Annotated in this window: 1 protein-coding gene and 1 riboswitch; the gene reads left to right on the top strand. The window is 41.8% G+C overall.

From position 1 onward, the window contains the following. Positions 1-116, top strand: a 116-nt coding sequence (locus GFC01_RS20080) for an NETI motif-containing protein (protein ID WP_152948525.1), incomplete at its 5' end; no start/stop codon positions are given. Positions 117-195: 79 nt separating this feature from the next. Continuing rightward, a riboswitch (purine riboswitch) is annotated at positions 196-297 on the top strand. The last annotated feature ends 119 nt before the right edge of the window (positions 298-416 follow it).

The raw sequence follows: 416 nt of genomic DNA, 5'->3' as shown, positions 1-416 counted from the left end.
GCTACTCGCCTGTCCGTCGAATGGAGGAACCGATTTTTCAAGAAAAGAAGGAAAATGGGTCGATTCAGATCATTCCGATTGGGAAAAAAATCGTATTTGAAGGAAAAATAGTCTAAATCCGAACATTAAAACGACGACTTCATAGATTGTTCGATAAATCCGTTGACATCATGAACATCCGTTGTTAAGATAAACATGAAATCAAAACACGAGCCTCATATAATCTTGGGAATATGGCCCATAAGTTTCTACCCAGTTACCGTAAATGACTGGACTATGCAGGATAGTGAACAAAACTGACATGGCGTTTCAAAAGCGAACAGCGCTTACCATGGCCCGGTTTGTGTTGCTTCCTAACAATGCAATGCAGACCGGGCCTTTTTGTTCGGCGTTTGACAAGCTGCTTAGGTTTGGGA

This window comes from Desulfofundulus thermobenzoicus (assembly GCF_009428905.1).
GTDB lineage: Bacteria > Bacillota > Desulfotomaculia > Desulfotomaculales > Desulfovirgulaceae > Desulfofundulus_A > Desulfofundulus_A thermobenzoicus.
Note: the sequence above shows the minus strand (reverse complement) of the source record. Positions and strands in the feature narration are given on the sequence as shown.